Origin of the sequence: Pseudomonas synxantha BG33R, from assembly GCF_000263715.2 — a bacterium.
In the GTDB taxonomy this organism is placed as follows: domain Bacteria; phylum Pseudomonadota; class Gammaproteobacteria; order Pseudomonadales; family Pseudomonadaceae; genus Aquipseudomonas; species Aquipseudomonas synxantha_A.
The window spans coordinates 4,453,663-4,479,344 of record NZ_CM001514.1 but is presented as its reverse complement, the minus strand read 5'-3'; the positions used below and the strand labels follow the sequence as shown (position 1 = coordinate 4,479,344).

The 25,682-nt window shown below is 60.1% G+C and carries 24 protein-coding genes; 10 read left to right on the top strand and 14 right to left on the bottom strand.

Annotated elements, in window-relative coordinates; translation table 11 throughout:
- Positions 1-3 precede the first annotated feature (3 nt).
- From PSEBG33_RS07980 to PSEBG33_RS07990, 3 genes are all read left to right on the top strand, one after another.
- Positions 4-408, top strand: coding sequence for a MarR family winged helix-turn-helix transcriptional regulator (locus PSEBG33_RS07980; RefSeq protein WP_005790150.1), 405 nt, complete (start codon positions 4-6; stop codon positions 406-408).
- Between the two features lie 63 nt (positions 409-471).
- Positions 472-1,671: an MFS transporter gene (locus PSEBG33_RS07985; RefSeq protein WP_198287291.1), complete on the top strand. Its 1,200-nt coding sequence runs from the start codon at positions 472-474 to the stop codon at positions 1,669-1,671.
- A gap of 150 nt (positions 1,672-1,821) precedes the next feature.
- Positions 1,822-2,373: a glutathione peroxidase gene (locus PSEBG33_RS07990; RefSeq protein WP_005790144.1), complete on the top strand. Its 552-nt coding sequence runs from the start codon at positions 1,822-1,824 to the stop codon at positions 2,371-2,373.
- A 65-nt stretch (positions 2,374-2,438) separates the two neighbouring features.
- On the opposite strand, the gene PSEBG33_RS07995 is transcribed toward PSEBG33_RS07990, so the two are convergent.
- The 4 genes from PSEBG33_RS07995 to PSEBG33_RS08010 all read right to left on the bottom strand — a co-directional run bounded on the left by PSEBG33_RS07995 (position 2,439) and on the right by PSEBG33_RS08010 (position 5,593).
- Positions 2,439-3,716, bottom strand: coding sequence for an OmpP1/FadL family transporter (locus PSEBG33_RS07995; RefSeq protein WP_005790143.1), 1,278 nt, complete (start codon positions 3,714-3,716; stop codon positions 2,439-2,441).
- Between the two features lie 146 nt (positions 3,717-3,862).
- Complete coding sequence (locus tag PSEBG33_RS08000) at positions 3,863-4,345, bottom strand: hypothetical protein (RefSeq protein WP_005790141.1); 483 nt, start codon at positions 4,343-4,345, stop codon at positions 3,863-3,865.
- Between the two features lie 275 nt (positions 4,346-4,620).
- A complete protein-coding gene (locus PSEBG33_RS08005; RefSeq protein ID WP_005790139.1) occupies positions 4,621-4,845 on the bottom strand; it encodes a hypothetical protein in 225 nt (74 codons plus the stop codon).
- 442 nt (positions 4,846-5,287) lie between these two features.
- Positions 5,288-5,593, bottom strand: a complete 306-nt coding sequence (locus PSEBG33_RS08010) for a hypothetical protein (RefSeq protein ID WP_032803664.1) — start codon at positions 5,591-5,593, stop codon at positions 5,288-5,290.
- 456 nt (positions 5,594-6,049) lie between these two features.
- Between PSEBG33_RS08010 and PSEBG33_RS08015 the strand changes: the two genes are divergently transcribed.
- Positions 6,050-6,373: a hypothetical protein gene (locus PSEBG33_RS08015; protein ID WP_005790136.1), complete on the top strand. Its 324-nt coding sequence runs from the start codon at positions 6,050-6,052 to the stop codon at positions 6,371-6,373.
- Positions 6,374-6,548: 175 nt separating this feature from the next.
- On the top strand, positions 6,549-7,913 hold the full coding sequence (rmuC, locus tag PSEBG33_RS08020) for a DNA recombination protein RmuC (RefSeq protein WP_177464428.1): 1,365 nt from the start codon (positions 6,549-6,551) through the stop codon (positions 7,911-7,913).
- Positions 7,914-7,974: 61 nt separating this feature from the next.
- On the opposite strand, the gene PSEBG33_RS08025 is transcribed toward rmuC, so the two are convergent.
- From PSEBG33_RS08025 to PSEBG33_RS08035, 3 genes are all read right to left on the bottom strand, one after another.
- Positions 7,975-11,445 (bottom strand): PAS domain-containing hybrid sensor histidine kinase/response regulator, encoded by a 3,471-nt coding sequence (locus PSEBG33_RS08025; RefSeq protein WP_005790132.1) that lies wholly within the window; start codon positions 11,443-11,445, stop codon positions 7,975-7,977.
- Between the two features lie 118 nt (positions 11,446-11,563).
- Positions 11,564-11,947 carry a YbaN family protein gene (locus PSEBG33_RS08030; RefSeq protein WP_032803663.1) on the bottom strand — a complete coding sequence of 128 codons (384 nt, stop codon included), beginning with the start codon at positions 11,945-11,947 and terminating at the stop codon, positions 11,564-11,566.
- A gap of 20 nt (positions 11,948-11,967) precedes the next feature.
- Positions 11,968-12,555, bottom strand: coding sequence for a YecA family protein (locus tag PSEBG33_RS08035; RefSeq protein WP_005790129.1), 588 nt, complete (start codon positions 12,553-12,555; stop codon positions 11,968-11,970).
- 275 nt (positions 12,556-12,830) lie between these two features.
- On the opposite strand from PSEBG33_RS08035, the gene recQ reads away from it, so the two are divergent.
- Together recQ and PSEBG33_RS08045 are read left to right on the top strand one after the other, a co-directional pair.
- Positions 12,831-14,960 carry a DNA helicase RecQ gene (gene recQ / locus PSEBG33_RS08040; RefSeq protein ID WP_005790127.1) on the top strand — a complete coding sequence of 710 codons (2,130 nt, stop codon included), beginning with the start codon at positions 12,831-12,833 and terminating at the stop codon, positions 14,958-14,960.
- A gap of 121 nt (positions 14,961-15,081) precedes the next feature.
- Positions 15,082-15,516, top strand: coding sequence for a MarR family transcriptional regulator (locus tag PSEBG33_RS08045; protein ID WP_003193007.1), 435 nt, complete (start codon positions 15,082-15,084; stop codon positions 15,514-15,516).
- A gap of 128 nt (positions 15,517-15,644) precedes the next feature.
- Here PSEBG33_RS08045 and PSEBG33_RS08050 read toward each other — a convergent pair whose 3' ends face one another.
- Positions 15,645-17,834 carry a patatin-like phospholipase family protein gene (locus PSEBG33_RS08050; protein WP_005790125.1) on the bottom strand — a complete coding sequence of 730 codons (2,190 nt, stop codon included), beginning with the start codon at positions 17,832-17,834 and terminating at the stop codon, positions 15,645-15,647.
- Between the two features lie 84 nt (positions 17,835-17,918).
- On the opposite strand from PSEBG33_RS08050, the gene PSEBG33_RS08055 reads away from it, so the two are divergent.
- On the top strand, positions 17,919-18,206 hold the full coding sequence (locus PSEBG33_RS08055) for a SelT/SelW/SelH family protein (protein WP_005790123.1): 288 nt from the start codon (positions 17,919-17,921) through the stop codon (positions 18,204-18,206).
- Between the two features lie 34 nt (positions 18,207-18,240).
- Here the strand turns inward: PSEBG33_RS08055 and PSEBG33_RS08060 are convergent, their stop codons facing one another.
- The 3 genes from PSEBG33_RS08060 to PSEBG33_RS08070 form a co-directional block, all read right to left on the bottom strand.
- Positions 18,241-18,522 (bottom strand): hypothetical protein, encoded by a 282-nt coding sequence (locus PSEBG33_RS08060; protein ID WP_005790122.1) that lies wholly within the window; start codon positions 18,520-18,522, stop codon positions 18,241-18,243.
- Between the two features lie 130 nt (positions 18,523-18,652).
- Positions 18,653-19,537 (bottom strand): DMT family transporter, encoded by an 885-nt coding sequence (locus tag PSEBG33_RS08065; RefSeq protein ID WP_005790120.1) that lies wholly within the window; start codon positions 19,535-19,537, stop codon positions 18,653-18,655.
- 99 nt (positions 19,538-19,636) lie between these two features.
- Positions 19,637-20,386 carry an AraC family transcriptional regulator gene (locus PSEBG33_RS08070; RefSeq protein WP_005790118.1) on the bottom strand — a complete coding sequence of 250 codons (750 nt, stop codon included), beginning with the start codon at positions 20,384-20,386 and terminating at the stop codon, positions 19,637-19,639.
- 138 nt (positions 20,387-20,524) lie between these two features.
- Between PSEBG33_RS08070 and PSEBG33_RS08075 the strand changes: the two genes are divergently transcribed.
- A complete protein-coding gene (locus tag PSEBG33_RS08075; RefSeq protein ID WP_005790116.1) occupies positions 20,525-21,334 on the top strand; it encodes a UDP-2,3-diacylglucosamine diphosphatase in 810 nt (269 codons plus the stop codon).
- 64 nt (positions 21,335-21,398) lie between these two features.
- On the opposite strand, the gene PSEBG33_RS08080 is transcribed toward PSEBG33_RS08075, so the two are convergent.
- The 3 genes from PSEBG33_RS08080 to phhA form a co-directional block, all read right to left on the bottom strand.
- The gene (locus tag PSEBG33_RS08080; RefSeq protein ID WP_005790115.1) at positions 21,399-22,592 is read right to left on the bottom strand and encodes an amino acid aminotransferase; all 1,194 of its coding nucleotides are present in this window, start codon (positions 22,590-22,592) and stop codon (positions 21,399-21,401) included.
- Positions 22,592-22,948 (bottom strand): 4a-hydroxytetrahydrobiopterin dehydratase, encoded by a 357-nt coding sequence (locus PSEBG33_RS08085; protein ID WP_005790113.1) that lies wholly within the window; start codon positions 22,946-22,948, stop codon positions 22,592-22,594. Before PSEBG33_RS08085 ends, PSEBG33_RS08080 begins: the two co-directional genes overlap by 1 nt.
- 98 nt (positions 22,949-23,046) lie before the next feature.
- Positions 23,047-23,838, bottom strand: a complete 792-nt coding sequence (gene phhA, locus PSEBG33_RS08090; RefSeq protein ID WP_005790111.1) for a phenylalanine 4-monooxygenase — start codon at positions 23,836-23,838, stop codon at positions 23,047-23,049.
- 257 nt (positions 23,839-24,095) lie between these two features.
- On the opposite strand from phhA, the gene PSEBG33_RS08095 reads away from it, so the two are divergent.
- Positions 24,096-25,649, top strand: coding sequence for a sigma-54-dependent phenylalanine hydroxylase transcriptional regulator PhhR (locus tag PSEBG33_RS08095; RefSeq protein ID WP_005790109.1), 1,554 nt, complete (start codon positions 24,096-24,098; stop codon positions 25,647-25,649).
- The last annotated feature ends 33 nt before the right edge of the window (positions 25,650-25,682 follow it).

Genomic DNA, 25,682 nt, shown 5'->3' with positions numbered 1-25,682 from the left:
TCTATGCTTGCTTCCCAATGTTTATGCACCAACCTGCGACGCGCCGCCCGTGGCGTCAGCAGGCATTACGACGGCGCTCTCGACGGCTTCGGGATCAACGTCGCCCAGTATTCTTTGCTGTGTAACCTGCAGCGCCTCGACCAACCGAGCATTTCCAGCCTGGCCGAAGCCATGGGCCTGGATCGCAGCACCCTGGGGCGCAACCTGCGTGTCCTGGAAGGCGAGGGGTTGGTGCAATTGGTCGAGGGCGATGACCTGCGAAACCGCCTTGTGCTGTTGACTGAAAGTGGCCAGCAGCGATTGGCCGCCGCGTTGCCGGCATGGGAAGCGGCGCAACAGAAGCTGATTGATAAGCTCGGCGCTGAAAAGCGCGAAACCTTGTTGGCCTTGCTGGATGAACTCGCCTGAACGGCGGTTTGTTCGACTACAAGCGGGTATATACCCGCGAGCGGAGAATAAAAAATGACCTCGATGTGGCGCACCAGCGGTTGGATCCTTGTGGGGAGTGCGCTGATCCTGGCGTTGTCCTTGGGCGTACGGCATGGCTTCGGCCTGTTTCTGGCGCCGATGAGCAGCGAATTCGGCTGGGGGCGTGAGACCTTCGCCTTCGCCATTGCCTTGCAGAACTTGATCTGGGGCCTGGCGCAGCCGTTTACCGGCGCCTTGGCCGACCGTTTCGGCGCAACCAGAGCGGTGTTTGTCGGCGGCGTGTTGTACGCCGTGGGCCTGGTGCTGATGGGGATGTCCGACTCCGCGTGGTCATTGTCCCTGAGTGCAGGCTTGCTGATTGGCATCGGCCTGTCCGGTACCTCGTTTTCAGTGATTCTCGGTGTGGTCGGCCGCGCCGTACCGCCGGAAAAACGCAGCATGGCCATGGGCATTGCCAGCGCGGCCGGGTCCTTCGGCCAGTTCGCCATGGTGCCCGGCACCCTCGGCTTGATCGGTTGGCTGGGCTGGTCCGCAGCGTTGCTGGCGTTGGGCTTGATGGTGGCGTTGATCCTGCCGCTGGTTGCCATGCTCAAGGACCGGCCGTTGCCGGTCACGGTCGGTCAGCAAACCCTGCGCGAAGCGTTGAAGGAAGCCTGCTCTCACTCCGGGTTCTGGCTGCTGTCTTTTGGTTTTTTTGTGTGCGGGTTCCAGGTTGTGTTTATCGGTGTGCACTTGCCAGCGTACCTGGTCGACCAACATCTGCCGGCCACGGTGGGCACCACGGTGCTGGCCTTGATCGGTCTGTTCAATGTATTTGGCACCTATACCGCTGGCTGGCTGGGCGGGCGCATGTCCAAGCCGCGCTTGCTGACTGGTCTGTACCTGCTGCGGGCGGTGGTGATTGTGTTGTTCCTGTGGGCGCCAGTCACTGAAGTGAAGGCCTATCTGTTTGGCATGGCGATGGGGTTTCTGTGGTTGTCCACCGTGCCGCTGACCAACGGCACCGTCGCGACGTTGTTTGGTGTACGCAACCTCTCGATGCTCGGTGGGATTGTGTTCCTGTTCCATCAACTCGGCTCGTTCCTAGGCGGCTGGCTGGGCGGGGTGGTCTATGATCGAACCGGCAACTACGATTTGATCTGGCAGGTGGCGATTCTGCTCAGCCTGCTCGCCGCGGCCTTGAACTGGCCGGTGCGTGAGCGGCCAGTGGCGCGTGTGCAGGCGCAGATGGAGGCGGCATGAGGGTAGCGGTGCGCTTGATGGTGATAGCGGCAGGGTTGCTTCTGTTGCTACTGGCCTGGTGGGGTTGGCAGCAAGGTGGCCTGGCGTTGATGCAACTGGGCATGGCGATCTGTTAAGTTCAATGCCTGAACTGACTCAAGGACTTTGATCATGTTGATGCGCTGGCTCGCTGTACCCGTCCTCATGGCTGTTGGCAGCGTGGCCATGGCCGCCAGCTGCCCGTCGCTGCTTACGGGCCAATTGCCCAAACTGCGGGCCAAGGAATCCATTGACCTGTGCCAGCAATTCGCTGGCAAACCCTTGGTGATCGTCAATACGGCGAGCTTCTGCGGCTTTGCCCCGCAGTTCAAGGGCCTGGAAGGCTTATATCAACGCTATAAGGGCGAAGGCCTGGAAGTGATTGGCGTGCCGTCCGATGACTTCAAGCAGGAAGCCAAGACCGGGGAGGAGACCGCCAAGGTCTGTTACGTGAATTATGGCGTGACCTTCACCATGACCGAGCCGCAGAAGGTCAAGGGGCCGGATGCGGTGCATCTGTTCAAGGTCCTTGCCGAGCAGGCCGACGCGGCGCCGAAGTGGAACTTCTACAAGTACGTGGTTGACCGCCAGGGCAATGTTGTCGCCAGCTTTTCCAGCCTGACCAAGCCGGACAGCCCGGAGTTGATCAAGGCGGTGGAGCAGGCGATAGCATCCAAACCCTGATTCGCGGGCATTGAAAAGCCCCGCCTCCTTCACAGGAGAGCGGGGCTTTTTTATACGGCCGCGGTTTAGAACTTGTAGGTCATGCCCAGGCCGAAACCGTTGGCACTGTTTTCATACTTGGCGTTGTAGCTGGCCAATTGGTTGGAGCGCGAAACCTTGACGTCTTCTTCCTTCAGGTAGGAGTAGGCCAGGTCGATGGTCATGTTCGGCATGACCTCGTAGCCCAGGCCCAGGCTGAAGATCGTGCGGTCGCCGGTCGGGATGCGTGGCGAACGATCCGTGTTGTTGGTAGGCGACTGGTCGAAAGTCAGGCCGGTACGCAACACCACTTGCTTGGTAAGCTGGTAAGAAGTACCCACGGCATAGGCCCAGGTATCGTGCCAGTTCTGGTCTTCCTTGATAGTGCCGACCAAGGCAGGGGCCAGCGCGCCGCCTGTTGCGCCGGACACGCCGTCGTTCTTGACGGTGATGTCTTTCAAGCGGCTCCAGCGTGTCCAGGTTGCACCTGCATAGAGCTTCCAGGCGTCGGTCAGGTCTTGGGTCACCGACAGGTCGTAGGACTCAGGCGTATCGATCTTCAGCGACGCATCGTAGCGATTGCTGCGCAGGGCGGCAGCGGTCGCGGCTGGTGCGGTGACTTCGGTGTGGCCGTCCAGCTTGTAGCTGACCTTGGAGTGATAGGTCAGGCCGACGCGGGTGGTATCGGTGGCTTGTACCAGCACGCCGATGTTAAAGCCCAGCGCGGTGTCGTCACCCTTGATCTTGATGTTGGTGTCTGGCGCGAGAGCGTTCAGCGTCAGGTCTGATTCCAGGGTGCCGGCGATGCGGTTGATGGTCGGGCCAAAACCAACGGAAACACGGTCGTTGAAGGCGTAGCTGACCGTTGGCTGGAAGGTGATGACTTTCACTTCACTCTTGCTGCCAAAGCCACGGCCCTGGAAGCCGCTTTCGTAGTCGGTTACCAGGCCGAACGGTGCATAGACACCGAAGCCGACAGCCCACTGATCGTTGAGTTTATTGGTGTAGAAACCGAAAGGGACGGCGGTGAATGGCACCATGTCACCTTTGTTGCTGCCGCGGGAGCGGCCGCTGACGTCGCTGATATCAGTAGAAGCATCAATGGCTGCAACGCCGCCGGTGATCTGTTGACCTTCCAGGCGTGCCATACCGGCAGGGTTACCGAACACAGTGCTTGCATCATCGGCAGAAGAAGATCGACCTGCAAAACCAGTACCCATCCCGCTGACGCTCTGTTCGTTCAGGGCAAAGCCGCTGGCGAATAGTTGGGAGGATGCCATGGCAACGGCGAGGCTAAGTGTGGTCTTGAGCATTACTTTTTTCATTATTAGAACTCCGAGGTGATCACCGCAGCGGAAAGTAACAATAAATTTGCGATCGCGCTATAGGGTGTAATGCAGGAGATAGAGCGGTTTTGTAGGACAATCCGACCAGATTCGCTGTTTTTTGCCGAATCTTGCAATTTGCCCGGTCAGCAGATCACCTGTTTTATGGATGGGACGCAGCTTTGCCAGGCTTGGGTAAAATCCCGCAGCCTCCCTTGAGGGTGGAATATTTCTTTCCAGATACGCGCCATGGCCAATACGTCGCCTGGGGCGGGCAGTGCCGGGCGGTGTTGTTCTACCAGCAACCAGGCGATTGCCGTGGCGTATCGCAGGTTTACCGTCAACTCCACCTGGGGCGCACTCAGAAACGCATGTTGGCTGGCCAGCCCGCGCACCAGGCTTGCGCGTTCCGGGTCCAGCGCCAGGTATTCGTCCCAGAGGGCACGGTGGCGGGGTTCAGTGATGCTATAGAGGCCATGGCCGCGCCGATCATGCAGGGCCGACCCCAGTTCCGACTGGCTGGCGGCGATGCCCAGTAACAAGGACTCGGCTGTTGGGTTATGGCAGCCGAGGTAGGTCAAGGTCGGCCTGATCACATAACGACACAATTCGCTGGCGGCAATACCCATACAAGCCTCAGTCCATAAATGGGGTGGACGAGCCTGAGAAGGAGGGCTTGGCAGCGGTGAATCGGATCTCAGGCCCGTCGCAAGCGGACGATGCCGCTTGAGTTGAAGTGTAGTGTCATATTCATGATGTAAAGGACTGTTTTTAAAACATCTTGTCTATTCAGTTATAACGTTTATATCTATCGGTGCTTAGTAAATACAGGCCCGCGCCAAATTTCAGGCAATAAAAAACCCTGTTTTTCAGACAGGGTTTTTGTTTTCAGCGACTCGGTCGATCAGGCAGTCAGTGCCTGACGGGTACGCTCGATCACGGCCTGCAGCGGTTCTGCGCTGGAGTATTGATCGGGGTACAGGCGTTCGCTGTGACGAGCGATACCGTGTTCATTGACCAGGGTGAAGCTGAAGCAGCCTTTGCGAGCGGCCATGATCAGGCAGTTCATTGGGGCAAAAGCGTTAGTGAGGGTGCGAATGGCATCCTGAGTGTGGATTTGAGCGTTCATATTATTGGTGTTCCTACAAATGACACGGATAAGAACCGTGCAACGTTAAAACGTTCCAGTAACGCTGATCACCATTGATCAAGCGAAGAACCTGACTGGAACAAAGCAGCCAGTTTGAAGCGCTAATAATTTAGGCGCGCTTGGGCTGGCAGGTAGGTACTTAGGAGGGCAGGCAACACAACAGGGGCAAAGGTTCTGGGCCCGGGGTGAAGATCCTGATCAATTTGCAGGTTGGTTCGGTCAGAGTATGTAAACTTCGCGACACCCTTTGCTTGTTCAAAGGCAGTGTCGTCGCAAGCGATACCTGGAAACCATCGAGGTGGTCGATCCCGTGTGGTTCAGGGGACTTGTTCGACCAGAATTGACTTTCAGCTTGGTACTAACGCCGCGGATAGTAACGGAATGAAACAGGAAAGGGAAGGGGGGTGGCAAAAAACTTTAATCAGCCGCCGAGCAATCCACGATAGACCAGTACGGTCACAGACGCAGCCAGGGCGCAGCCCAGTGCGTAGGCGGCGAGCGTCAGGCGCAAGGACTGGCCGGTCTCGATCAGTTGCATGACCTCGTGCAGATCATTGATCCGGCCGTCACTCAGTTCGATGCACAGGCTCGCGGCGGTAAAGGCGGCCGAGAGCAAAATCGCGATGGCAAACAACGCGCCGTCCGGAGAGGGTAGCGCGGCATTGATTCCCAACGATGTCGCGCAGATGGCCAACAGCAGCATGGCGAAAAGCAGAATTCCTTTCATCGGCCCTACAGAGTTGCGTTGACGGTGGCGCAGTGTGGCGAGCCGGGGCAGATTTGAAAAGCCCTCGGGTTTGTCCGCTCAGTAACATGTTTAACGCGTGTTGAATCAAAAAACGCCGGCGTTATAACCCGCGAATAGGTACTTGTGCACATTAGTTGCGGCGTGTGTAACCCTCCTTTTACTCACCGTGAAGCGCATCCGTTTGCCTGTAATCAAAATTTAAGTCAATGAAAAATCTGGCTTTTTTTATTGGTGAAAAAATCGTCAGTTTGACCGGGGGCCCCGTTCCATGGGCCTTTGCGCGAGTTCAAGGAGGGTTGTCCACTGAGTTATCCACAGCTTCTGTGGATTGTCCCAAGCGCTTGCTCTAGGACGGGCGTGCAGGTTTTTTTCAGCTTTACCTGTACGAAAAAAAGAGTAGAGTGGCGCGCCTTCCGTTCTGTCCCACAGTGCTTTATGAAGTTTCGCTCAGTATCACCTTCTGTTACCGACACTACTCAAACTGTTACCGCACCCAAGCGTTTTTCCTTGAAGGTCGCTCTGTGGCTGCTCGACAGCCCGCGTCTGGGCCAGAGCAGCAACGTCAAGCACTTCGCCGGGCGCTTGCTCAAGCAGCCTGCCCGGGAAGGCGTGGTGGCCGCACAGAGTCGTCTCGGCCAACTGATGTGCCGTGAGTGCGGAAACGCCCGTGATCGGCGCATTGGTCATGATCTATTACGCTCGGCCGCTCGCGCCGGTGATCGTCGCGCCCAGCGTGAACTGGGCCAGGTCGAAGACTGAGCTGTCTTCGCGCCCTGTGCTTGGTTACCCTTGATCTTTTTTGGTGATGGCAGAAATGGCTATGGTTTTTGACTGGACCAGTATTGCCTTGGGGCTCGTTGGCGCAGCCGTACCGTTACTGGCGCTGTGCTGGCAGATTCAGCGGCGCTTGAACGCGCGTAACACCGGCTGGGAACTGCTGGAAGAACGCCTGGCAAACGCGCAACTGGCCCAGGAAGGGCTCGCCGCCCAACTGGACGCCAGTCGCGATGAAATCAGCGACCTGAGCCAGGCCAACGCCGCCAAACAAGCCGACCTGGCGGCACTGGGCCGCGAAGTCGAACTGTTGCAGATCGACCGCGATAACGCCCGCGATGCCGCCCATGCCTGGAACCTCGATCGCAGCGCCAAGGAAACCGAACTGCGCCGTCTCGATGCCTTGGCCGCAGCCCTGAGCGCGGAATTGCGCGAGCAGCAGGAGAGCCATCAGCAGCGCCTCACTGACCTGCAAGGCTCACGGGACGAGCTGCGTGCTCAGTTCGCCGAGCTTGCCGGTAAAATCTTCGACGAGCGTGAACAGCGCTTCGCCGAAACCAGCCAGGAACGCCTGGGCCAGTTGCTCGACCCGCTCAAGGAGCGCATCCAGTCCTTCGAGAAACGCGTTGAAGAAAGCTATCAAAACGAAGCCCGTGAGCGGTTCTCCCTGGCCAAGGAGCTTGAGCGCCTGCAGCAACTGAACTTGCGCCTGTCGGACGAAGCCACCAACCTGACCCGCGCCCTCAAGGGGCAGAAAACCCAGGGCAACTGGGGGGAACTGATTCTTGAGCGGGTGCTGGAACACGCAGGCCTGGAAAAAGGCCGCGAATACCAGACCCAGGTCAGCCTCAAGGGCCCGGATGGCGAGCGCTTCCAGCCGGACGTGCTGATCATGTTGCCGGGCGACAAGCAGGTGGTGGTCGACTCCAAGGTCAGCTTGACCGCCTATCAACAGTACGTCGCGGCAGATGACGAAGTGATTGGCCAGGCGGCGTTGAAGCAGCATGTGCTGTCTTTGCGCAATCACGTCAAGGGCTTGGCCGGCAAGGACTACAAGCGCCTGGAAGGTTTGCACAGCCTGGATTTCGTTCTGCTGTTCGTACCGATCGAGGCGGCTTTTTCCGCGGCCTTGCAGGCTGAACCGAATTTGTTCCAGGAAGCCTTCGATCGCCATATCGTGATTGTCAGCCCCACCACCTTGCTCGCCACCCTGCGGGTGATCGACAGCCTGTGGAAGCAGGAGCGTCAGAGCCAGAACGCCCGGGAAATCGCCGAGCGTGCCGGTTGGCTGTACGACAAGTTCGTGTTGTTTATCCAGGACCTGGACGAAGTGGGCAACCGGCTGCAGCAGTTGGACAAGGCTTACAGCGCGGCGCGCAACAAATTGACGGACGGGCGTGGGAATCTGGTCAGCCGTACCGAGCAGTTAAGGTTGCTCGGCGCCCGAGCCAGCAAGAGCCTTCCGGCGGATTTACTGGAGCGAGCGATGACAGATTCGGATGGCGTGGCGCATCTCCCCGAATAGAGGTGGGGCCAAATGCGGGAGTGGGCAAGCCCCTCCCACATTTTGACCACGCACGACCCTTTTACAAGGGCAGGTGCCTGCTCAACAGTGCCCTCAACGCCGCCGGCTTCACCGGCTTGGCCAGGTAGTCCAGCCCCGCCCCATGCACCTGCGCCACCATCTCCGGGCGCCCGTCGGCACTGATCACCACGCCGGGAATAGGCTCGGCCAATTGCGCTCGCAGCCACCCCATCAGTTCGGTGCCGGTTTCGCCGTGGTCCAGGTGATAATCCACCAGCGCCAGTTGCGGTCGCATACCGTCGGCCAGCAGCGCTGCGCACTCGGCCTGGTCGGTGGCGGTCCAGACTTCGCAGCCCCAGCGTGTCAGCAGGCTGCGCATACCGATCAGGATGCTTTCCTCATTATCCACGCACAGCACCCGCGCACCGCTCAGGGGCAGGCCGTTCTCCACGGCGGCTTTTGGCTGCGGGCTGGTCTGGTTGCGCGCCAGCGGCACGCATACGCTAAACACGCTGCCCTTGCCCGGCCACGAGCGCACGCTCAGGCGATGGCCCAACACGCGGCACAGGCCGTCGGCAATCGCCAAGCCCAGGCCCAGGCCCTTCTCGGCGCGGGTCTGGTGGCTGTCCAGGCGCTTGAATTCTTCGAAGATCACTTTTTGCTTGTCCGGCGGAATGCCCGGGCCGCGGTCCCATACTTCCAGGCACAGTTCGCCCTGACGTCGACGTACGCCCAGCAGCACGGGCCCGTCGGCATAACGGAAGGCATTGGTCAGAAAGTTCTGCAACACCCGCCGCAGCAACTTGATGTCGCTGTCCACTCGCAGGCGGCTGCCGCGCCAACGGAAGCGCAAACCTTGCTCATGGGCCAGCGCCTTGAATTCTGCGCCCAGGGTGTCAAATAGCTCATTGAGTACAAAGGGCTGGCGTTGTGGGTTGATCTTGCCGTTTTCCAGGCGCGAGATATCCAGCAAGTCGCTGATCAGGTCTTCGGCTGAGCGCAACGAGCTATCCAGATGCTGCACCAGTTGCCGCGCCTCGTCGGACAGGCCGTCGTGCTGGTGGGAGAGGGCGGCGGAGAACAGCCGCGCCGCGTTCAAGGGTTGCATCAGGTCATGACTGACTGCCGCCAGGAAGCGGGTCTTCGACTGGCTGGCAGATTCGGCCACGCCTTTGGCGTCGGTCAGCGCCACGTTGAGCTGCGACAACTCATGGGTGCGCTCGGTCACTCGTTGTTCCAGGCCTTCGTTTGCCTCGGTCAGTGCCTGTTCGGCTTCGCGGAACGCGGTGATGTCGGTGAAACTCATGACAAAACCGCCACCGGGCATCGGGTTGCCGATCAACTCGATCACCCGGCCATTGGGGAACAGGCGCTCGGAGGTGTGCGCGCGGCCCTGGCGCATCCAGTGCAAGCGTCGCGCCACATGTACTTCGGCTTCACCCGGCCCGCACAGGCCGCGCTCGGCGTTGTAGCGAATAATGTCGGCAATCGGCCGGCCAACGCTGATCAAACCGTCCGGGTAGTTGAACAGCTCCAGGTAGCGTCGGTTCCAGGCCACCAGCTTGAGCGACTGGTCCACCACGCTGATGCCCTGGGTAATGTTCTCGATAGCGCCTTGCAGCAGGGCGCGGTTGAATTGCAGCACCTCGGAGGCTTCGTCGGCGATGCGTACTACGTCCTCCAGCTGCATTTCCCGCCCTTCGATCGCGGCTTTCACCACTGCCCGCGTCGAGGAGGCGCCGAGCACGCCGGCCAACAAACGCTCGGTATGGGCAATCCAATCGTTGTCGGCATTCTGGTTGGGGTTGAAGCCTTTACCCTGGCGATAGGCAAAGCGAATGAAGCTCTGCTGGGCACGTTCTTCGCCGACGAAACGTGCAGCCAGGCTGAGCAGGTCGCTGATCTGCACCGACAACATGGAACGAGCATTGGCGCGCTGGTTGATTTCCTGGCCGATAAACCGGCCGGCCTGCCAGTGCTCGGAAACCCGCGTGCGCGACAGCATCGATACCCAGACGAAGAGGGTGAAGTTACCCGCCAGGGAGAACACTGTACCCAAGGTCAGAGACGTCACCGACAGCCCGAATGGGTGGGAGTGCATCCAGGTCAGGCCGGGGAAAAGGCTGAGCGACCAGCCAAGGCTTTTCGCCGTCACCGGTAGGACCAAGGTGTAGAACCACAGGAATGTACCGGCAGCCAGGCCGGCAAATACACCGCGTCGGTTGGCCTGCTTCCAGTAGAGCGCACCGAGCATCGCCGGGGCCAGTTGGGTCACGGCGGCAAAAGCGATCTGGCCGATGGTGGCCAGGCTGGCAGTCGAGCCGAGCAGACGGTAGCTCACATACGCCAGCAGCAGAATGATCACAATGCTCACCCGGCGTACCGAGAGCATCCAGTGGCGGAATACTTCGAACGGCCGCTCGGCGCTGGAGCGGCGCAGCAACCAGGGCAACAGCATGTCGTTGGAGACCATGGTCGACAACGCGATGCTGGCCACGATGACCATGCCGGTGGCTGCCGAAGCCCCGCCGATGAACGCCAGCACGGCGAGGGCCGGGTGAGCCTGGGCCATCGGCAGGCTGATCACGTAGGAGTCGGGCAGCACCGAACCGGGCAACAGCATTTTGCCGCCCAGGGCGATCGGTACCACGAACAACGCGGCGAGGATCAAGTACGCCGGGAATACCCACTTGGCCAGGCGCAGGTCCTGCGGGTCAATGTTCTCAACGACGGTCACATGGAATTGCCGGGGCAGGCAGATGATCGCCATCATGGCGACGCCAGTCTGCACCACCATTGATGGCCAGTTGATCGTTTCTTTCCAGTATTCCTCCAGGCGCGGTGCGAGCATGGCCTGGCTGAACAGATCGCCGAAACCGTCGTACAAGCCGTAGGTCACAAACGCACCGACCGCGAGGAATGCGAACAGCTTGACCAAAGACTCAAAGGCAATCGCCAGCACCATGCCCCGGTGGTGTTCGGTGGCATCGAGGTTGCGCGTACCAAACACGATAGTGAACAGCGCCAGCACCAGCGATACGATCAAGGCCGTGTCCTGAGCCCGGGTACCGGTGGTGTCGGGGCCGGCGCCGATCAACAGGTTTACGCCCAGCACGATGCCTTTGAGTTGCAGCGCGATATAGGGCAGCACGCCGACCAGACAGATCAGCGCGACCACCACCGCCAGGGATTGGGATTTGCCATAGCGAGCGGCGATAAAGTCGGCGATGGAGGTGATGTTTTCCTGCTTGCTGATCAGGATCATCTTCTGCAGCACCCAAGGCGCCAACACCAGTAACAGCACCGGCCCCAGGTAGATCGGTAAAAATGCCCACAACTGCTCGGCGGCTTGGCCTACCGCTCCAAAGAACGTCCAACTGGTGCAGTACACCGCCAGCGACAAGCTATAGACCCACGCACGCACCCGGGGTGGCAGCGGCGCATGGCGGCGGTCACCGTAAAAGGCGATGGCAAACATAATGGCCATATAGGCCAGGGCAACGGCGGCGATCAGCCCGCTGGACAGCGTCATGGTAACTCCGAGCATAAGAACACCCGGGCATTCCGGGCCCGGTTGGACAGTCTCGCATGATGCCTGTTGTTAGTCAGTGTCGACCAAGGTCGCGTGGGATCTAATGTCGCAGGTGCATTCAGCGCGGGGGCAGGGTTTTCTGGCGCAGGATGTAGATCGTCACCAGCACGGCGCTGGTCAGCATGAAGCCGCGAGCCCACGGCAACGGCACCAGGTAACAGGACAGCGCGATGCTCAGCCACATCAGGCCGATGGCGTAGACCTTACCCTTGAGTGGAATGCCGTTGCCATCCAGGTAATCACGAATCCATGGGCCCAGCCGTGGGTGTTCCACCAGCCAGTGATAGAACCGCGGGGAGCTTCGAGCGAAGCAGGCGGCGGCCAGCAGTAGAAAGGGCGTGGTCGGCAATACCGGCAGGAAAATGCCAATCACTCCCAGCGCTACGCTCAGCCAGCCGATGGCCAGTAGTACGTAGCGCAGGAGCAGTGAGCGGTTGCCCATGGGTGCCACGGGCAAGCGACTCAGTGGTGACGTGGCTTGAGGATCGCCGGTTTTTCGTCAGGCGCGTTGCACAGCAGGTACAGCGCGGTCAGGGCTTCCGGGATCTGCACGATCATGTCGTCCATCAGGTTGGCATCGGCGGCGATGTCGGAGAACTCTGCTTCTTCTTCGAACAGGCCCGAACCGACCATGATCGGCAGGAGCATTTCGCTGACTTCTTCTTCGGCGGTTTCGAACCAGGCGGCTTCACGCAGGAACACGCCTTCCATGAAACCGATGCACCAGCCGCGCAGGTCGGAGTCATCCGGGTCGTCGCCCAGGTCGAGGTCGCATGGCAGCTCGAACTCTTCGTCGGAGGCCAGTTGGCGCGCAATGTGGGCCTTGAGGGCGATCAGGGTGGATTCGATTTCTTCGCGCTGGGCGGCGTCGCTGTAATGAGGCTCTTCAGCGAACAGCGCGTCGATCCATTCACGGTCCGGGACGGTTTCGGAGCAGATCGACAGGGCGGTCAGGTAGCCGTGGGCGGCCACGTAGTCCAGCGCCTCGTCATGCAGCTCATCGGCGTCGAGGAAGGCTTGCAGGCGGGTTAGTTGCTCAGCGAAGGACATTGAAGGGCTACCTTGGGAATAAACGATGCTGAATTCTAGGCTTTCTTGAGCGCCCAGGCCAGCCGCACGGCATATTTGCCCGGTTTTAGAGCGGGCGTCTATTCGTCAGTCGCGCCCTTTGGCCGATGACGGTCGGGTATACTGCCGCGTTTTGTGATGCCCCTGCAGGCTTAGCGCCAATCCGGGAAAACTTCGCTTACGGATTATTTTCCGTGAAAGCGTATTTTTTCGGCCAGCCTGTACAGAGGGATTTCGGCACCATTTTGGAGTTTTACATGCTCGAGCAGGCTCAACGCGTCCTCAAGGACATCTTCGGCTACGACAGTTTTCGTGGCCGCCAGGGTGCGATCATTGAGCGTGTGGCCAGCGGCGGCGATGCCCTGGTGCTGATGCCTACCGGTGGCGGCAAGTCGCTGTGCTTCCAGGTACCTGCGCTGTTGCGCAACGGCCTGGCGGTGGTGGTGTCGCCGCTGATCGCGTTGATGGACGATCAGGTTGCCACCCTCGAAGAGCTGGGCGTCGCCGCCGCTTCCCTGAACTCCACTCTCAGCGCCGAGCAGCAGCGCGACCTAGCCGCACGAATCAAGCGCGGTGAAGTGAAGATGTTGTACCTGGCGCCGGAGCGTCTGGTGCAGCCACGCATGTTGGCCTTTTTGCAGAGCCTGGAAATCGCCCTGTTCGCCATCGACGAAGCCCACTGTGTATCGCAGTGGGGCCACGATTTCCGCCGCGAATACCTGCAGCTTGGTCAATTGGCGGAGCTGTTCCCCGACGTGCCGCGCATCGCCCTGACCGCCACCGCCGACAAGCGCACCCGTGAAGAAATCGTCGAGCGCCTGCATTTGCAGAACGCCGAGCGCTTCCTGTCCAGCTTTGACCGGCCGAATATCTTCTATCGCATCGTACCCAAGGAGCAGCCACGCAAGCAGTTGCTCGCGTTCCTGTCCGAGCGGCGCAGCGATGCGGGTATTGTCTACTGCCTGTCACGCAAGAAGGTCGATGAAGTCGCTGCGTTCCTGTGCGAGCAAGGCTACCCGGCGCTGCCTTACCACGCCGGTCTGCCCAATGAAACGCGCTCTGCGCACCAGAAACGCTTCCTCAACGAGGAAGGCCTGATCATGGTGGCGACCATCGCCTTCGGCATGGGTATCGACAAATCCAACGTGCGTTTCGTGGCGCACATGGACCTGCCCAAGTCCCTTGAGGCCTATTACCAGGAAACCGGACGTGCTGGCCGTGATGGCCTGCCGGCGGATGCCTGGATGGTCTACGGCCTGCAGGACGTGGTGATGCTCAAGCAGATGCTGCAGAACTCCGAAGGTGACGAGCGTCACAAGCGTCTGGAGCAGCACAAGCTCGACGCCATGCTTTCGTTGTGCGAAGAAACCCGCTGCCGCCGTCAGACGCTGCTGGCGTATTTCGACGAAGACATGCCGCAACCCTGCGGCCACTGCGACAACTGCATCGACGGCGTGCAAACCTGGGACGCTACCGAGCCTGCGCGCCAGGCGTTGTCGACGATCTATCGCACTGGCCAGCGCTATGGCGTGGGCCATCTGGTGGATGTGTTGCTCGGCAAGGACAATGAAAAAGTGCGCAGCTTCGGCCACGAAAAACTGTCGGTCTATGGCGTCGGCAAGGCCCGTGCCGAGGGCGAATGGCGTTCGCTGTTTCGCCAGATGGTTGCCCGTGGCCTCGTCGACATTGATATCGAAGGCTATGGCGGGCTGCGCCTGAACGACAGTTGCCGGCCGTTGCTCAAGGGTGAAGTCAGCCTGGAACTGCGCCGCGACCTCAAGCCGCAGGCCAGCGCCAAAAGCAGCAGCACCAGCCAGGCCAGCCAGTTGGTGCGGGGCGAGGAGCGCGAGCAGTGGGAGGCGTTGCGCACCCTGCGGCGCAAACTGGCGCAGGAACACAGCGTGCCACCCTACGTTATCTTCCCCGACTCCACCTTGCTGGAAATGCTCCGCGAGCAACCGACCACCATGGCCGAGATGGCTCGGGTCAGTGGCGTGGGTGCGCGCAAGCTGGAGCGTTATGGCCAGGCCTTCCTCGAAGTGCTCGGCGGCCAGGCAGAAGCGCCGAAGGAAATCGCCGATATTCGCCACGAACTGATCAGCCTGGCCCGCGCTGGCATGACCCCGATCCAGATCGCCGGCCAACTGCAATGCTCGGAAAAAAACGTGTATACCCTGCTCGCCGAAGCCATTGGCAAGCAACAGTTGTCGCTGGAGCAGGCCCTTGATTTGCCTGAGGATTTACTTGGCGAAATCCAGGATGCCTTCCTCGACGGAGAAGGCGAATTGCCACCTGTGGTGGAGATCGCTCCGTTGTTCACCGGGCGTGTTCCCGAGGGCGTTTTGTACTGCGTGCGGGCCGCTTTGCAGTCGGAATTCGAAATTTAGTGTGGCAATTACGACAATGTAACGAATCAGTACATACCGGGCCTTGCCTACTGGCATGGCTCATGCTTAGCTGACTAATAATTAGCCACACTTTATTTTCAGTCTTAAACATGAGTTTTTTATGCCGTTAACCGATCAACACCGTTTTGGCATGCAGTTGGCGCAAATGTCCCGAGGTTGGCGCGCCGAGCTGGACCGTCGTTTGGCGGGGCTAGGGTTGTCCCAGGCGCGCTGGCTGGTGTTGCTGCATCTGGCCCGTTTTGTCGAAGCACCTACCCAACGTGAACTGGCACAAAGTGTCGGCGTCGAAGGGCCGACCCTGGCGCGCCTGCTCGACAGCCTGGAAGGCCAGGGCCTGGTGCAACGCCAAGCCGTGGTGGAAGACCGCCGTGCCAAACGCATTTTGTTGTGTGATACCGCTCAACCGCTGATCGACCAGATCGAGACCATCGCCACGGCCTTGCGCCATGAGCTGTTCGTTGGGGTGAATGAAGAGGATCTGCGCGTGTGCATGCGTGTGCATGAGCACATCCTGGCGAACCTGGAAAAGTCCTGATTCCTGATTTGCCGAGAACCAAATGTGGGAGGGGGCTTGCTCCCGATTGCGGTGGGCCAGCTACAGAGTTGTTGACTGACACCCCGCCATCGGGAGCAAGCCCCCTCCCACATTAGTTCTGTGTTGTGTCAGAAGGTCTGGCCGAGATTCAAGTACACAGCCTTCTGATTATCATCATTGAACCCATAGCTGAAATTCAGCGGCCCCAGTGGCGTATCAAATCCCAGGAAAATACTCGCGGCATTGATATACCCGCTGTCGAATTCGTTGTCGTTGTTCCACGCCCGGCCCCGTTCCAGTGAGGCACCCAGGTACAACGGGAAGTCCAGTGGCAGGTACGAGCGAGGGGTCAGCCGGCGGAAGTACACCGCGCGCATCAGGCTGACGTTCTGGCCCGAAATCGCATCCTGGCGAAAGCCCGACAATTGCCGCGCCCCACCCAGCAGGAAGCTGGAGATCACCACGTCGGAATTATCCAGCGTGCGTCCATAGCGACCGCCGAGTATCAAAGTGTCCGGGCCATGGCTCATGGCCTTGTCCAGTTTGAACTCCCACTGACGGTAGCGCTGGTCCGAACCCAGTCCGGGTTCGAATTCGCGAAAGGCCAGGCCTATGTCTTCGCCGCTGTGTGGGAAGTAGACGTTGTCGAGGGAGTCGAAGGAATATTTAAGCTCATAGAACCCTTCGCTGAAACTCACGCTCGGCAGGTCGCGCTCGCCGATACGCACATCCGCCTTGCCCCACGCCTCACCTACGCCGAAGCGGATTTCGCCGCTGTTGCCGATCTGGCGTCCTACGTTCAAGCCGAAGCCATAGCGTTCCAGGCGGTATTCGGAGATGGGGTCGTTGTCCAGGATCAGCTCAACGTTCTGCGCCTCGGCTCTGATATAAGGCGCGACGAAGTAGCGTGAGCCGGTGTCCATCGGTTGGTAGAACTCGCTGTACAGCTCCTGTCGATCACCGATCTGCACCCGCGTCAGCCACTCCGCGCCGAGGCGGTTGATGCCGTTCACTCGATAGCTGGCACCAAGGTTGAAAGCGCTGTCGCCGCGCATGTCATCCGACAGGTTCAAGCCCAGGCGCAGGTAGTCGGTGCCGCTGCGCTTGCCCCGCGCGCTGATCACCAGGGTGTTGTCCTGGCCCTTTTTGACCACGCGGTATTGCACCTGCTCGAAGTAATCCAGACCGTACAACGTGCCCATGTCCGACTGCAGGCGGCCCAGGTTCAACGGTTCTCCCAGCCCCTGGCGGATGTAATAGCGGATCACGTCGTCGCTGACTTTGGAGTCGTTCTCCACCTTGATAGCGGTGATCACCGGGGTGCGCTCGCCCGGCGTGCGTGCAGCCACCAGTTGCGCGTCGATGGGCTCGACCGGACGCAGGTTCGCCAGGCGCACATCCAGGGCGCGGGTGGCGCGGTAACCGGCGTCGATCATGTCTTTGGCGCGGCCGAAGTCGGTCACGCCATAGGCGGCCAGAGGCGGTTGGATCAGCACATCCTTGGGGTTCAGAGCCTTGAGTTGCTCCTCGGAATTGCGCCGGGTCATCAGGGTGATGGACTGGTTGAGCACGTCCACCACGGTCGCCAATTGCTTGCGCGAGCGCAGCGGGGTGCCGATGTCGACCACGATGGCAATATCGACGCCCATCTCCCGCGCCACATCCAGCGGGATGTTGTCGGTCATACCGCCGTCCACCAGCAGGCGGCCGTCCAGTTCCACCGGGGCGAACACGGCGGGGATCGACATGCTGGCGCGTATCACCTGGGGCAGGTGGCCCTTGCTGAACACGACTTTTTCGCCGGTGGTAATGTCGGTGGCCACTGCGCGGAACGGGATCGGCAGCTTGTCGAAGTTACGCGTGTTGCTGCTGTGGGCAAACATGCTTTCCAGCAGCAGCGCCAGGTTCTGGCCCTGGATCACACCCAGTGGCAGGCCCAGGCTGCCGTCGTCGCGGAAACTGAGTTTCTGCTTGACCAGGAAATCCCGGTCGTCCTGTTTGCGCCGAAACGGTACGTCTTCGCGTGGTGGGGCGTCCGACAGGGCCTGTTGCCAGTCGATGCCCAGCGCCAGCTTCTCCAGTTCGTCGATCTTGTAGCCCGATGCGTACAGCCCGCCAATTACCGCACCCATGCTGGTGCCGGCAATCGCATCAATATGGATGCCCTGTTCCTCAAGGGCTTTGAGCACACCGATATGCGCCAGGCCACGGGCGGCACCACCGGACAACACCAGGCCGATTTTAGGGCGGGGTGCTTCCAAGGCTTCGGCAAGCAGGGGGACCAGGCACAGGAACAGGCAAGACAGCAGGCGGCGCATCATCAATCTCGAGGCTGGGCGATAAAGGCCGCTATTATAGCCACTCGATTCGCTGGGCCCGTCATGTCAGGAGCCGCTTAAATTATGTCTGCAAGCAAACCCGAGATCGTTATCACTTATTGCACCCAGTGCCAGTGGTTGCTGCGCGCCGCGTGGCTGGCCCAGGAGTTGCTCAGTACATTTGCCGATGACCTGGGGCGCGTGGCGCTGGAGCCGGCCACCGGTGGCGTCTTTCGCATCACCTGTGATGGCGGGCAGATTTGGGAACGCAAAGCCGACGGCGGCTTTCCCGAGGCCAAGGTACTAAAACAGCGGGTACGCGATCAGATCGACCCGCAGCGCGATCTGGGCCATAACGATCGTACGCAATGAAAGTCACCGCCACAGAGGGGCGGTGACCCTACCGCTACTTGGCAGCGAGCTTTTGTTTGATAAAACCGACGGCCCACGTCAATACCAACCCACCGACGCCACCGCCGACAATATTGCTGCCGACCGCGGCAACATCCAGCGCTTCGCCGCTGGTGGTGCCCGTGAGTGCGGCGACAATCTGGCCCAGCACCAAGCCGCCGACTCCGCCGAGAAAGGTATTGAGCCCTGTCCCCAGGCTCTGTTTGGTCATGCCGGCGATGTTGCCACCGACGGCACCGCTGATGATCTGGACCAGCAAGCTGATGAGCATTTCCATGATGAAACTCCTGCATCGCATTGAGGGATGACCACTCGCTTGCAGCAACTTCAGAAAGCACCATGGCTGTCGTCGAGGAGTCTTTATCCGTTGAACGACTACAGACTGTTGCGGACGTTTAAAGTATAGATCAGGCTGTGGCTGCCGGTTGTTTGGCCTGGCCGGCGCTGCCCATCAGGCCGGAAAGCACGATGGCGAGGATGATCAAGGCGCCGCCCAGCAACATGCGCAAGGTCGGGGTTTCGGCAAACAACAGCCAGGCCACGGTGATGCCGTAGACAGGTTCCATGGCAAACACCACCGAGGCGGTGCGCGCCTTGATCACGGCAAGGCTGGCGACAAACAGGCTATGGGCAAGACCAGTACAAAACACTCCCAGCAACCCGATCCACAGCCAGTCAATCCCACGTACATCCGCCAGCCCTGGTGCGGCCACCGGCAGCAGGCAGGCCGCGACCACCACGTTCTGGCACAGCGCGGCCTGTACCGCAGGAATGCGCCCGGAGCTGGCGCGATTGTTCAGCGATAGCAACGAGAACAACAGCCCCGAGGCGATCCCCCACAGTAGGCCGCCCGTGGCCTCGCTGGCGAGGTTGAAATCCGGGGTCACCAGCACCAGGCCAACGGTGACCAGGGCCACTAGCAGCACTTCATTGGCGCGAATGCGCTCGCGGAAGATCAACCCTTCAAGGATCACGGTAAAGGCCGGAAAGGCGGTAAACCCCAGGGTCGCCACGGCCACGCCGGCGACTTTGACGGCAATAAAGAACGTCACCCAATGCGCGGCCAGCAACACACCGCTGACCAGCAGGCGGCGCCAGTCGCGCATCTCCAATGTCTTCCAGGGCGCGTTGCTGGCAAAGCGGGCAAATACCGCCAGGGCGAGCACAGCAAACGCGGCGCGACCAAACACGATGATGGCAGGGGAGGCCGCCGCCAGCTTGCCGAATACGCCGGTGAGGCCAAACATCAATGCGCCGATATGCAGGGCGCCAAGGGCTGAACGGGGAGTCATTGCGATCCTTGAAGCAACGGGGGTAACAGCCTCGCAGTCTAGAGACTTGGTTCGCGGGCGTCTGTCGCCGGCCTCGCGATTTTTAGCGTGGGGCTCTTGTCAGTCGGCCTGACGCAGGGCGCTGGGCGTGGCGCCAAACTCGCGCAACATGGCGGCACTGAATGCGCTTTGCGAGGCGTAGCCGACGCGCTCGGCAACCTCACCAATGGCAAGCGGTGTGCCGCGCAAAAGCCCCAGCGCCATGTGCAAGCGACGACTGCGAAGATAATCCATCGGCGTTTGCCCGCATTCGGCCATGAAGCGTGCATGCAGGCGCGCCACGGAAAGCCCGGCGATGCGCGCCAGGTCGGCCACCTGCAAAGGGCGCGCAGCATGGCGCTGGATATGGGCATTGAACGCTGCATAAGGCAGGCGCCGGCCTGGCTGCGGTTTAGCCTGGAGATGATTGAGGCTGGCCAGTAACAGCACCGCACCTTGCTGGACGATCAGCGGATCGTCCACCGGGCTGTGCGCCAGCCACTGCACCAGTTGGCTTTGCCGCGGATCCAGCGTCAGTCGCGCCGGTTGCCCCAGCAAGCGGCGACTGGCATCGGCATGCTCGCCCAAAGATTGCACCACCCAATGTTCGGTCGGCACATCCAGCACCAGGCAGCGGCTGCCATCGCGGCTGCCACAGGCATGGTGGGTGGAGAAGGGCAGCACCATCACACTGCTCTCGCGCACTTGGCTGCCACGGCCATCGACTTCCAGCTCCAGGTGCCCGGACAGGCCGAACACCAACTGCGCATGATCATGGCTGTGGGCGATGGGGGCTTCGAGGTAGTGGCGTAGCGTGAGGCTCGGGCTCATCGCGGTCTCCAGTGGCAGCAGGCCGCCAGTCTACAACGCTTCATACGCAATGAGCGCTGTCATCAGACTGACGCACAGCTGTCATGGGCTATTAATCGCCAAGGCGCAAGCTCGCGAAAACAGCGTCGAGGGATGCCCATGACCCATGCCGAGTTCACCAAGCCCAGCCGCAAGCAACGGGTGCGAACCCTGTGGATTTCCGACGTGCATCTAGGCACCCGGGATTGCCAGGCCGAGCATTTGTCGCAGTTTCTCAAGGGCTACCACGCCGACAAGGTCTACCTGGTGGGCGATATTATCGATGGTTGGAAAATGCGCGGCGGCATGTATTGGCCCCAGGCCCACACCAACGTGATCCGTCGCTTGCTGACTATGGCCAAGCGCGGTACCGAAGTGATCTACGTCACTGGCAACCATGATGAATTTTTACGACGCTATTCCAAGCTGATCCTGGGCAATATCCAGTTGGTCGATGAGGCGGTGCATGTGACTGCCGATGGTCGGCATCTATTGGTGATCCATGGCGACCAGTTCGATGTGATCACCCGCTATCACCGTTGGCTGGCGTTCCTCGGCGACTCGGCTTACGAATTCACCCTCACGCTTAACCGCTGGCTCAACCATTGGCGCGCGCGCTACGGTTATGGCTACTGGTCGCTGTCGGCGTACCTGAAGCACAAGGTGAAAACCGCCGTGAGCTTTATCAGCGATTTCGAAGAAGCGATTGCCCACGAAGTCACCAGGCGCGAACTGCATGGGGTGGTGTGCGGGCATATCCACCATGCCGAGATTCGCAAGGTGGGGGAGGTGGATTACCTCAATTGCGGAGATTGGGTGGAATCGTGCACCGCGCTGATCGAGCACTGGGATGGGCATATCGAGTTGTATCGGTTGGCGGATGTGCAGGCCAGGGAGGCGCAGCTCAAGGCTGAAATGGTCACTGGCTAAAAACCTTGCCTCGGTAAAAATGTGGGAGGGGGCATGCTCCCTCCCACATTTAGTCCCGGGGTTTTCAGTTGGAAACGTCGGCGATAGCTTCGGCCAGCAGCGTCAAACGTGTCGCATCCACCCCGGCCACGTTGGCCCGGCCTGAACTGACCATATACACGCTGTGCTTCTCGCGCAGTTGCTTGACCTGCTCGGCACTCAAACCGGTATAGGAAAACATCCCGCGCTGCGCGCCGATATGGGCAAACTTCTCGGCCAAGCCATGGGGCTTCAAGGCTTCCACCAACCCGGAACGCAAGTGCGCGATCCGCGAGCGCATGGCCTCGACTTCCTCGCTCCACAGTTTTTTCAGCTCGGTATCACCGAGGATGGTCGCCACCACGGCAGCGCCATGATCCGGCGGCGTCGACCACAGGTTGCGGGCGATGTTCGCCAGTTGGCTGCGCACATCGGTGAGCTTTTCGGCATCCGCAGCACACAGGATCAGTGCGCCGACCCGGTCGCGATACAGACCGAAGTTCTTCGAGCAGGAACTGGTGACCAGCACTTCCGGCAACTCGGCTGCAAACAGGCGCACCGCCCACGCGTCCTGCTCCAGGCCATCACCAAAGCCCTGGTAAGCAAAGTCGATCAGCGGCAGCAACTGGCGTTCCCGCACGATCTGCAACACCTGGCGCCAGTCATCCTGGGTCAGGTCGAAGCCGGTCGGGTTATGGCAGCAGGCATGCAGCAGCACCACGTCACCCTTGGGTATCGTGGACAGGGTCGCAAGCATCGCCGCCACATCCAGGCGATTGTCGCTGCCTACGTAAGGGTAGTGACTGACCTTAAGCCCGGCCTTGGCAAAAATGGTCTCGTGGATCGGCCAGGTCGGGTTGCTCAACCACACGCCACGGCCAGGCAGGCTCTGGGCGATAAAGTCAGCGCTCAGGCGCAGGGCGCCGGTACCGCCTGGGGTCTGGGTGGCGCCGGCGCGGCGTTCGCGCAACAAGGCCGAATCGGCACCGAGCACCAGCTCACTGATCAGGGTGCCGAAAGCCGCGTCACCATGACCACCGATGTAGGCCTTGGTCACCTGGGTATCAACCAGGCGCTGTTCCGCCAGCTTCACCGAGTGGGGAATCGGGGTCAGGCCCTGGTCGTCCTTATACACGCCCACGCCCAGGTCGAACTTGTTCGGGTTGGCATCCTGGGCATACAGGTCCATCAGCCCGAGGATCGGGTCACCGGGCACGCGGCCAATCGCATCGAAGTGCATTACTTGCGGCCCTCGGCAGTCTTGGCCACTTCGTCGGTGCGCGCAGCCATGATGAAGTCGTTGCGGTGCAGGCCCTTGATGGAGTGGCTCCACCAGGTCACGGTGACTTTGCCCCATTCAGTGAGCAGGCCAGGGTGATGGCCTTCGGCTTCGGAGATTTCACCCATGGCGTTGGTGAAGGCCAGGGCGAACTTGAAGTTCTTGAACAGGAAGACCTTTTCCAGCTGCATGACGCCGTCGCGCACTTCGATGTTCCAGTCAGGGATCTGCTTGAGCAGCACCGGCAGTTCTTCATCGCTGACTTGCGGGGCATCGGCGCGGCAGGCTTCGCAGTGGGCTTGGTTCAAGGTGGTCATGGGAGGTGTCCTGAATTCGAATGTTTGAAGGTCAGTGGCGTTACCCTAAAGCAACGCGCGGCCAGGGAACAGACTCACCTGGCCTAAAAAGGCACAGCTCAAGCAGCCTTGGGCTTTGGCGGGAATTTCGGTGCGTGCAAGCCCAATTCCATACCGCGCTCGACCATGCCCATGATGTCTTCCTGCGCCACGTCGAACAGGCGCTTGAGTTCGGGCAATACGAAGTACAGCGGTTGCAGGATGTCGATACGATAAGGGGTGCGCATCGCTTCCAGCGGATCGAAGGCTTGGTGCTCGGGCTCATCCGACAAGCAATACAAGCTTTCTTTAGGCGAAGACAGAATGCCGCCACCGTAGATGCGCCGCCCTTGGGGTGTGTCCACCAGGCCGAACTCGATGGTCATCCAGTACAGGCGCGCCAGGTACACCCGTTGCTCCTTGGTGGCCGCCAGGCCGAGCTTGCCGTAGGTGTGGGTGAATTCGGCGAACCAGGGGTTGGTCAGCAGCGGGCAGTGGCCAAAGATCTCGTGGAAAATATCCGGTTCTTGCAGGTAGTCCAGCTCTTCACGGGTACGAATAAAGGTCGCCACCGGAAATTGCTTGCTGGCGAGCAATTCAAAAAAGGTCTGGAAGGGAATCAGTGCGGGTACCCGCGCGACTTGCCAGCCGGTGGTTTCGGCCAGCACCTTGTTGATTTCGCCCAACTGGGGGATGCGGTCCAACGGCAGGCCGAGCTTGTCGATGCCGTCCAGGTATTCCTGGCAGGCACGGCCTTCGATCACTTTGAGTTGGCGAGTGATCAGCGTGTTCCATACCGCGTGTTCTTCTGGCGGGTAATGGATAAAACCTTGCGCATCGGGCTCGCGGGCCACGTAGTGCGTCTGCTTCATACGGCTCTCCTGCTAGGCATTCGTTCTTGTTATGTCCTGCGATGTACCTATTGATAACCCGAACAGGGCTGGATTCCGTCGCTGTCTCGCCTGGGTACGTAGGAAAAATTACTGGTTTTTGTAAAGTATTCGTTACGGGTGTAAGCCTTATCCGTGTCTTGGGCTGTGAAAAGGTGACGCGCTGTCACATAATCTTGACGACTATCTGCGCCCAGCGGCAAAAAGACGCGGCGCCTCTCTACTTTTCGAGCCTTTCCATGCGTATCAAAGTGCATTGCCAGAACCGCATCGGCATCCTGCGGGACATCCTCAACCTGTTGGTGGAGTACGGCGTCAACGTCGCCAAGGGTGAGGTCGGCGGTGAGCATGGCAATGCCATCTACCTGTTTTGCCCGAACCTGGTGAACATGCAATTCCAGGCATTGCGCCCGCAGTTCGAGGCGATTGCCGGCGTATTCGGCGTCAAAAGGGTAGGGCTGATGCCGAGCGAGCGGCGGCATATGGAACTCAATGCGCTGCTTGGCGCCCTGGAATTTCCGGTGCTGTCCATCGACATGGGCGGTTCCATCGTCGCTGCCAATCGCGCAGCGGCACAGTTACTCGGCGTGCGGGTGGATGAGGTGCCGGGTATTCCACTGTCGCGCTATGCCGAGGACTTCGATTTGCCGGAACTGGTGCGTGCCAGCAAATCGCGGATCAACGGCTTGCGGGTCAAGGTCAAAGGTGACGTGTTTTTGGCGGATATCGCCCCACTGCAATCCAGTGAGCATGACGACAGTGAGGCCATGGCCGGTGCCGTGCTGACCTTGCATCGCGCTGACCGTGTGGGTGAGCGCATCTACAACGTGCGCAAGCAAGAGCTGCGCGGCTTTGACAGCATCTTTCAAAGCTCCAAAGTGATGGCTGCGGTGGTCCGCGAAGCACGGCGCATGGCACCGCTGGATGCGCCGCTATTAATAGAAGGCGAAACCGGCACCGGTAAAGAACTGCTGGCCCGTGCGTGTCACCTGGCCAGCCCGCGAGGGCAGTCGCCTTTGATGGCCCTCAATTGTGCGGGCTTGCCCGAGTCGATGGCCGAAACTGAACTATTCGGCTACGGCCCCGGTGCCTTTGAAGGGGCGCGAGCGGAGGGCAAGCTCGGGCTGCTGGAGTTGACGGCGGGCGGTACCTTGTTTCTTGATGGCGTTGGCGAAATGAGCGCGAGATTGCAGGTGAAATTGCTGCGTTTCTTGCAGGATGGGTGTTTTCGTCGGGTCGGCAGTGATGAAGAGGTGTATCTGGATGTGCGGGTGATCTGTGCGACCCAGGTGGACTTGTCGGAACTCTGCGCCCGGGGTGAGTTTCGCCAGGATCTCTATCACCGACTGAACGTGCTGTCGCTACACATTCCACCCTTGCGCGAATGCCTGGACGGCCTGGCGCCCTTGGTCGAGCATTTTCTTGACCAAGCCAGTCGGCAGATCGGTTGCCCGCTGCCCAAGTTGGCGCCCGCTGCCATGGAGCGTCTTAGCCACTACCACTGGCCAGGCAATGTGCGGCAGTTGGAAAACGTGTTATTTCAGGCTGTATCCTTGTGTGAGGGCGGCACGGTCAAGGTCGAGCATATTCGTCTGCCGGATTACGGCGTGCGTCAACCGCTTGGGGATTTTTCGTTGGAAGGCGGTTTGGAGGATATCGTGGGGCGGTTCGAAAAGGCCGTGTTGGAAAGCCTGTACGCCGAGCACCCAAGCAGCCGGCAGCTGGGTAAGCGTTTGGGTGTATCGCACACCACCATTGCGAATAAGTTGCGCGACTATAAGGTGATCAAGTAAGGGTATCGCGATGCTGGACACTGCGTCTTGTGA

Coding starts and splice junctions, on each gene's coding strand:
- PSEBG33_RS07980 (WP_005790150.1), top strand. CDS start 4: ATGCTTGCTTCCCAATGTTTATGCACCAACCTGCGACGCGCCGCCCGT.
- PSEBG33_RS07985 (WP_198287291.1), top strand. CDS start 472: ATGTGGCGCACCAGCGGTTGGATCCTTGTGGGGAGTGCGCTGATCCTG.
- PSEBG33_RS07990 (WP_005790144.1), top strand. CDS start 1,822: ATGTTGATGCGCTGGCTCGCTGTACCCGTCCTCATGGCTGTTGGCAGC.
- PSEBG33_RS07995 (WP_005790143.1), bottom strand. CDS start 3,716: ATGAAAAAAGTAATGCTCAAGACCACACTTAGCCTCGCCGTTGCCATG.
- PSEBG33_RS08000 (WP_005790141.1), bottom strand. CDS start 4,345: ATGGGTATTGCCGCCAGCGAATTGTGTCGTTATGTGATCAGGCCGACC.
- PSEBG33_RS08005 (WP_005790139.1), bottom strand. CDS start 4,845: ATGAACGCTCAAATCCACACTCAGGATGCCATTCGCACCCTCACTAAC.
- PSEBG33_RS08010 (WP_032803664.1), bottom strand. CDS start 5,593: ATGAAAGGAATTCTGCTTTTCGCCATGCTGCTGTTGGCCATCTGCGCG.
- PSEBG33_RS08015 (WP_005790136.1), top strand. CDS start 6,050: ATGAAGTTTCGCTCAGTATCACCTTCTGTTACCGACACTACTCAAACT.
- PSEBG33_RS08025 (WP_005790132.1), bottom strand. CDS start 11,445: ATGACGCTGTCCAGCGGGCTGATCGCCGCCGTTGCCCTGGCCTATATG.
- PSEBG33_RS08030 (WP_032803663.1), bottom strand. CDS start 11,947: ATGGGCAACCGCTCACTGCTCCTGCGCTACGTACTACTGGCCATCGGC.
- PSEBG33_RS08035 (WP_005790129.1), bottom strand. CDS start 12,555: ATGTCCTTCGCTGAGCAACTAACCCGCCTGCAAGCCTTCCTCGACGCC.
- recQ (WP_005790127.1), top strand. CDS start 12,831: ATGCTCGAGCAGGCTCAACGCGTCCTCAAGGACATCTTCGGCTACGAC.
- PSEBG33_RS08045 (WP_003193007.1), top strand. CDS start 15,082: ATGCCGTTAACCGATCAACACCGTTTTGGCATGCAGTTGGCGCAAATG.
- PSEBG33_RS08050 (WP_005790125.1), bottom strand. CDS start 17,834: ATGCGCCGCCTGCTGTCTTGCCTGTTCCTGTGCCTGGTCCCCCTGCTT.
- PSEBG33_RS08055 (WP_005790123.1), top strand. CDS start 17,919: ATGTCTGCAAGCAAACCCGAGATCGTTATCACTTATTGCACCCAGTGC.
- PSEBG33_RS08060 (WP_005790122.1), bottom strand. CDS start 18,522: ATGGAAATGCTCATCAGCTTGCTGGTCCAGATCATCAGCGGTGCCGTC.
- PSEBG33_RS08065 (WP_005790120.1), bottom strand. CDS start 19,537: ATGACTCCCCGTTCAGCCCTTGGCGCCCTGCATATCGGCGCATTGATG.
- PSEBG33_RS08070 (WP_005790118.1), bottom strand. CDS start 20,386: ATGAGCCCGAGCCTCACGCTACGCCACTACCTCGAAGCCCCCATCGCC.
- PSEBG33_RS08075 (WP_005790116.1), top strand. CDS start 20,525: ATGACCCATGCCGAGTTCACCAAGCCCAGCCGCAAGCAACGGGTGCGA.
- PSEBG33_RS08080 (WP_005790115.1), bottom strand. CDS start 22,592: ATGCACTTCGATGCGATTGGCCGCGTGCCCGGTGACCCGATCCTCGGG.
- PSEBG33_RS08085 (WP_005790113.1), bottom strand. CDS start 22,948: ATGACCACCTTGAACCAAGCCCACTGCGAAGCCTGCCGCGCCGATGCC.
- phhA (WP_005790111.1), bottom strand. CDS start 23,838: ATGAAGCAGACGCACTACGTGGCCCGCGAGCCCGATGCGCAAGGTTTT.
- PSEBG33_RS08095 (WP_005790109.1), top strand. CDS start 24,096: ATGCGTATCAAAGTGCATTGCCAGAACCGCATCGGCATCCTGCGGGAC.